Annotated in this window: 6 protein-coding genes; 2 read left to right on the top strand and 4 right to left on the bottom strand. The window is 41.6% G+C overall.

Annotation, left to right across the window (positions count from 1 at the left end):
* Positions 1–33 precede the first annotated feature (33 nt).
* The 4 genes from aroC to F3G86_RS04100 are packed head-to-tail and all read right to left on the bottom strand — an operon-like array spanning position 34 to position 3,212.
* Positions 34–1,098, bottom strand: coding sequence for a chorismate synthase (gene aroC, locus F3G86_RS04115; protein WP_149723067.1), 1,065 nt, complete (start codon positions 1,096–1,098; stop codon positions 34–36).
* An 8-nt stretch (positions 1,099–1,106) separates the two neighbouring features.
* Entirely contained in the window at positions 1,107–1,778 is a 672-nt protein-coding gene (gene rnc, locus F3G86_RS04110) for a ribonuclease III (RefSeq protein WP_149723066.1), read from the bottom strand.
* Complete coding sequence (gene rnhA / locus F3G86_RS04105) at positions 1,775–2,209, bottom strand: ribonuclease HI (RefSeq protein WP_103570385.1); 435 nt, start codon at positions 2,207–2,209, stop codon at positions 1,775–1,777. The genes rnc and rnhA overlap by 4 nt, the downstream gene beginning before the upstream one ends.
* Positions 2,187–3,212 (bottom strand): tetratricopeptide repeat protein, encoded by a 1,026-nt coding sequence (locus tag F3G86_RS04100; protein ID WP_149723065.1) that lies wholly within the window; start codon positions 3,210–3,212, stop codon positions 2,187–2,189. Before F3G86_RS04100 ends, rnhA begins: the two co-directional genes overlap by 23 nt.
* A gap of 61 nt (positions 3,213–3,273) precedes the next feature.
* On the opposite strand from F3G86_RS04100, the gene dnaG reads away from it, so the two are divergent.
* Entirely contained in the window at positions 3,274–4,986 is a 1,713-nt protein-coding gene (dnaG, locus tag F3G86_RS04095) for a DNA primase (protein ID WP_188116426.1), read from the top strand.
* A gap of 98 nt (positions 4,987–5,084) precedes the next feature.
* Positions 5,085–6,323 (top strand): M20 family metallo-hydrolase, encoded by a 1,239-nt coding sequence (locus F3G86_RS04090; RefSeq protein ID WP_149723063.1) that lies wholly within the window; start codon positions 5,085–5,087, stop codon positions 6,321–6,323.

Genomic DNA, 6,323 nt, shown 5'->3' with positions numbered 1-6,323 from the left:
TCATAAGCACCAAACAAACAAGCATCAGTTTTATTAGTAAATTTTCTTTAAATTTTCAAGCTTCGTGCTTGCATTTAGTAGGAGCATATCAGCGATAACTAGCCTTATCATCGCGGTTGCGACGACACTGCCACGTATGCCTATGCAAGGATCATGCCTGCCTCTTAGCTCAAAATCCACCGCCTCGCCAGCTAAATTTAGCGTCTTTTGCTCTTTAAATATCGAAGGTGTTGGCTTAAAATGGCTCTTTAGCACGATTTCAGCACCGCTACTTATGCCACCAAGTATGCCCCCAGCGTTGTTACTTAAAAAGCCAAGCTCGTCCATCTCGTCGTTGTTTGCTGAGCCAAGCATAGAGCTTACATTTACGCCAGCGCCGATCTCTACGGCTTTTACGCCGTTTATGCCCATTAAGGCCGCCGCTAGAGCGCTATCTAGCCTATCATAAAGTGGCTCGCCAAGACCAGCTGGCACGCCTTTAGCCACGCTTAAAACCACGGCCCCTACGCTATCGTGCTCGCTTCTAGCCTTACTAACCGCCTCTTTCATCGCCTCTTCGTTGCCAAGGGCGTAAATTTGCGAATTTTGTGCAAAAGTAAAATCAGCCTTGTCACTAATGACCCTGCCGATGCCAAGCACGCCGCTTAAAACTTCTATCTTAAGCTCATTTAAAAGTAGCTGCGCAAATGCCCCGCCAGCGACCCTTACTGCAGTCTCTCTGGCACTTGCACGCCCGCCACCTCTATGATCTCTAATGCCATATTTTTTAAAATAGGTAAGGTCAGCATGTCCAGGACGGAAAATCTCACGTAAATTTTCATAGTCATTTGACTTTTGGTTGTTGTTAAAAATGGCAAAACCTATCGGCGCTCCGGTGCTCATGCCATCAAAAACGCCGCTAAAAATTTCTATCTTATCAGCCTCGTCTCTTGCCGTTGTGAAGCTACTTTGCCCAGGGCGACGTTTGTCAAGCTCACTTTGGATGAAGTCTGCATCGATCTTTAGCCCAGCTGGCAGGCTGTCTATCACACCGCCAATGGCCACTCCATGGCTCTCGCCAAAGCTAGTTAAGGTTAGTTTTTTGCCAAATGTATTCAAAATTTATCCTATTTTTTGATTTTTTCTAGCGCTATCTTTGCTGCGAGCTGCTGGGCTTGCTTTTTGGAGCTTCCAACAGCACGTGAAATTTCCTTGCCATTTAGTAGCAGAGCTATCTCAAATTCTTTCTTGTGATCAGGTCCAAATGAGCCGATGAGCTCGTATGTTGGTATGACACCAAGGGTTGCTTGAGTGACCTCTTGAAGGGCTGTTTTGTAGTCCTTTTCAAGGTGCGCAAAGTCGATCTGCGGATAGCAAAGCTCAAGCAGAGTGATCGAAATTTCTCGCACTTTATCAAGTCCAGCCTCTAGGTAGATAGCCCCCATCACCGCCTCAAATGCGTCGCTTAAAATGCTATCTTTCTCTCTGCCGCCGTTGTTTTCCTCAGCTTGGCTAAGTCTTAAAAACTCGCCCATATTTAGCCGTCTAGCCATATTTGCAAAGCTTTTTTCATTGACAAGTGCGGCACGAAGTTTGCTCATGTCGCCCTCTGCGATCTTGCTAAATTTCTTAAAAAGATACTCAGCCACGAGTAGATCCATCACCGCATCACCCAAAAACTCGAGCCTCTCGTTATTTAACGCCTGCTTGGTACTCTTGTGCGTTAGCGCCTCTTCTAAAAGCTCAGATTTTTTAAATTTATAGCCAAGATTACGTTCAAATTCTTCTAAATTTTTCATATTTTATTCTCATCTTTTATTCTTAATGCCTCGTTTCTTGCCATCTGGTCGCACTCCTCATTTTCAGGGTGCCCAGCATGCCCCTTAACCCAGCTAGCTACGACTTTATGTGGCTTCGAAATCTCTAAATACTCCTGCCAAAGTTCGACATTTTTTACATTTTTGAAATTTCTCTTTTGCCAGTTTGCAAGCCACTCATTTATGCTATTTGCCACGTATGAGCTATCGGTTATTAGCCTTACCTCGCAAGGCTCTTTTAGCGCTTTTAGCCCCATTATCGCAGCTTTTAGCTCCATTTGGTTATTTGTCGTATATGCCTCGCCACCACTTGCTTTTTTCTGCGCTTCGTTATATCTCAAAATGTATGCCCAGCCGCCAGCTCCAGGGTTTCCAAGGCACGAGCCGTCGCTAAAAAGTGTTACTATCTTCACTTGATTTTTCTGTGATGTGGGATAAAATTTTCACACTTCCTAGCTCGTGACAGACCGGACAGCGGTAAAAGTGCATAGGAAATGAGTTTTTGCAGTTTTTGCAAACGTAGTTAAAGCTTAGCCCAGCCGCGTCAAATTTAGCATCTTTTAGCCTTTTTATGGCATTTAGCTCAAAGCCGTAAATTTCACATGGCTCGTCTATTTCGCCCTTTGCGTAAAAGAGGGATTTATATTTTGGATCGCTTAAATTTATAGGCGTTTTTAGGTTGTAAAGCAGGTCTAGCACATCTTCAAATTTGGCAAAATCTTTTAAATTTTCTAAATTTTCATTGTGTCTTATGAAAAGTGCTAAGATCATGCGCTTTAAAAGCTCAAAATTTTGGCTGAGGTGCGAGAGAATTTCCACCTTTTCGCTAAAGCTTAAATTTCTATCATCAAGCGTGCTAATCGCCTTTATATAGGCCTTTTGATCTTTTACATTTGCCCCAAGCTCTTCAAGAGAATTTAGTGCATAAAGCGCTTCTTTATAGTTTTTAAGCTTCTCATCTATCATCGTTAAAAAGCGCAGTGCGAGGACGTTTCTAGGGCTTAGCTCGAGCGCTTTTTCAAAGATTTCGCTAGCTTTTTTTAAAAATCCAGCCTTAAAATATACCTCTCCAAGCTCGTTTAGGATAAATTCCTTCTCGTTTTTATCTTTTACCTTTTCAAGTGCGATTAGATAGACGCCGATCGATTTTTCAAAGTCACCGTTTTTAGCAAAGGTCTGACCTAGCATGCTAAGGCTTGGTATATCTACTTCTGGGCTTTTTAGCATCTGCTTGTGCTCGTTGCTTATGCCATCTTTGCTGTCAAATTTCTTTATAAATTTCTCGATGCGTTTTTTTTCATCTTTGCTAGAAAATATGCCCCAAGCATAGCTTAAAGCGGCGATCATCAAGATGATACTAAATAGAATAATAAGGCTAAATATCGGATCTCTGTGTCCAATGAAAAAAATATCCACGCTAGCACTTTGTAATAAAATTTTACTTTAATTATAACAAAGCAGTTGTATAATTTTGCTTATGATAGATCCAAAATCCATTGAAAAATTAAAAAACCAAATAGACATTGTTAATATCATCGAGCAGTATATCCCTGTTAAAAAGATGGGCTCAAGCTATAAGTGTGTATGTCCGTTTCACGACGACAAAAACCCGAGCATGAGCATAAATCAAAACAAGCAGATGTATCACTGCTTTGCCTGCAAGGCTGGCGGAGATGCGGTTAAATTTGTGATGGATTATGAAAAGCTAACCTACCCAGAGGCGATAGAAAAGATCGCTCAAATTTCAAATTTCAGCCTTGAATACACAAACGACAAGGTGCCAACGCAAAAAGAAAATAAGCACATTTTAGAAAAGGTAAATGCCTTTTACAGAAGTGAGTTTTACAAAAACGAAGCAGCGCTTAGATATATCAAGTCGCGCGGTATAAATGACGCTATGATCGAGAAATTTGAGCTTGGCTGGGCTGGGGATAGTAAAAGTACCATTAGACTTTTGCAAAATGAAAACATAGAGCCCAAAGAGGCACTTGAAGTTGGCATCGTAAAGCAAAATGAGAAGGGAATTTACGCTAGTTTCATCGAGCGCATAACATTTCCTATCTACTCGCACACCACAAGGCTAGTTGGCTTTGGCGGTAGGACGATCTCAGATCACCCTGCAAAATATGTAAATTCGCCTCAAAGTGCGGTATTTGATAAGTCAAAGCTACTCTATGGCTACTACCTTGCTAGACAAAGCATATTTGAGAAAAATCAGATAATAATAACTGAGGGCTATCTAGACGTCATCATGCTTCACTACGCTGGCTTTACAAACGCTGTTGCCGTGCTTGGCACAGCACTTACTACAAGCCACTTGCCACTTTTAAAAAGAGGCGAGATAAGCGTGGTGCTTTGCTTTGACGGAGATGGCGCTGGTATAAATGCAGCCATAAAGTCGGCTCACCTGCTAAGCATAAATAAGATAGATACAAAAGTAGTCATCATAAGTAACGGCGCAGATCCTGCTGATATGGTCTTTGCAGGTAAGATAAAGGAGCTAAAAGAGCTCTTTGGCTCTGGCGAGGATGCGGTGAAATTTTACATAGAAAAGATCATGCAAAAGTATGACATCACTCGCTCAATGCAAAGAGATAACTGCCTAAGCGAGATAAAAGCCTATATGGACGAGCTTGGAGAGGAGATAGCAAGCTCGTATGTAACAGAGGTAGCGGCAAGATTTAACCTAACTCCACAAAGCGTGGCAGATAGGTTTGGGCTAAAGCAGAAGCCAAAAAATGAAGCTAAATTTAAAAGAGAGTTTAGAAAAAAAGATAAAGATGAATTTAGCAACTCTGTCATGGTAGATGAGGTGCCAGCTGTGATGAACAAAGATCCACTTGAGTTTGCGCTTTTTAAAACCATGCTAAATAACCCAAACTACAGAGATGAGATACTCTCAAAGCTTGGGGCTAGATACTTTATAAAGCATCCTGAGTATCTAAACGCCATCCTTTATAGATACGACGTGAGCGATGAGGAGATGGTTAGAGAAATTTTAATGGACGAAAAGATCCATGAAATCACCGACCCAACTACTTTGCAAAAGGCTATTTTAAATATGCAAATCGCCTTTTATGAGAATGAACAGCAAATTTTAAAAGGCTCTGACAACCCAAATAAGATAGAAATTTTAGAAAAACTGCTATTTATCATCAAAGATCTCAAGACTCAGCTTTATAAAATTTAAAAACTCACACTTTTTCAGCTTCAAATCATAAAATAAAATGTAAAATGCTTAAAGTAATAAATCTTTTTAAGATTGGCTTTATATTTTAAGGATTTATGATGATAGACGCTAAAAGATTTGAGAGAAATTTTAACGCTATAAGCGAGTTTGGAGCGCTAAAAGGTGGTGGGCTAACAAGGCTAGCCTTTAGCAAAGAGGACCTTGAAGCAAGAGAATTTCTTATAAATTTGATAGAAAAAAATGGCTTTAAACTTAAAATTGACAATGTTGGCAACATCTATGCCATCTATGATGAGGGTTGTGAGCTAGGCGCGAAGCCAGTTTGCGTGGGCTCTCACATAGATAGCGTGCCAAATGGCGGCTTTTATGACGGCACACTTGGAGTCATGGCTGGGCTTGAAGCGCTAATGGCGATAAAAGAGGCTGGCATCAAGCTAAAGCGCCCACTTTGGCTCATAAATTTTAGCTGTGAGGAGTCAAGCCGCTTTAAGACGGCCACTATCGGCAGCAAGATAATAAGCGGCAAACTAAGCCAGCAAAGGCTTCATGAGCTAAAAGATGAAGATGGAATTTCACTTTTTGAGGCGATGAGTGCAGCTGGGTTTAAACCACAAAATTTAGATGAAGCCATCCTAAAAGAAAACTCCCTACACGCATACTTAGAGCTTCACATCGAGCAAGGCCCAGTGCTTGAGCGAAGTGCTATAAGCGTTGGCGTGGTAAGTGGTATCGCTGCGCCTATTAGATTTGAGATCACTATACGTGGCAAAGCTGATCACAGCGGTGCAACTCCGATGAATATGCGCAGTGACGCCCTGCTTGCCGCCTCACACATCATAATCGCTGCAAATGAATTTGCTAAAAATAAAAAAACAGCCGTCGCGACCGTTGGCTACGTGCATGCAAAGCCAGGCGTTTTAAACGTCGTGCCAGGCGAGGCTAGGCTAGGCGTTGATCTAAGAGATATCGACAAAGTTAGCCTTGAAGAGCTAAATTTAGAGCTTAGAAATTTCGTGGACGAGCTAAGCTGTGAGCTAAAATTTAGCTACGAGATAAGAGAGCTAAGTAGCGACGAGCCAGTAAAACTAAGCGAGCACGCTATAAATTTACTTGAAGATGAAGCCAAAAAACTTGGTGTAAAAACACTTACTTTGCCAAGTGGGGCAGGGCATGATGCGATGAATTTAACAAAGCTTGCAAGCAGTGTTGGCATGCTCTTTATCCCTTGTGTTGATGGTATCAGCCACAACACCAAAGAGGCGATAAATTTTAAAGACGCCGTTTCTGCAACAAAAATTTTAACAAACGCACTAATTAGACTTTCAAACGAGGAGTAG

It is taken from the genome of Campylobacter concisus (assembly GCF_902460595.1).
GTDB lineage: Bacteria > Campylobacterota > Campylobacteria > Campylobacterales > Campylobacteraceae > Campylobacter_A > Campylobacter_A concisus_BL.
This window is presented reverse-complemented; position numbering and strand designations above follow the sequence as displayed.

Bases quoted from the DNA above. Each gene is read 5' to 3' on its own strand.
- rnc (WP_149723066.1), bottom strand. From the start codon at position 1,778: ATGAAAAATTTAGAAGAATTTGAACGTAATCTTGGCTATAAATTTAAA.
- dnaG (WP_188116426.1), top strand. From the start codon at position 3,274: ATGATAGATCCAAAATCCATTGAAAAATTAAAAAACCAAATAGACATT.
- F3G86_RS04090 (WP_149723063.1), top strand. From the start codon at position 5,085: ATGATAGACGCTAAAAGATTTGAGAGAAATTTTAACGCTATAAGCGAG.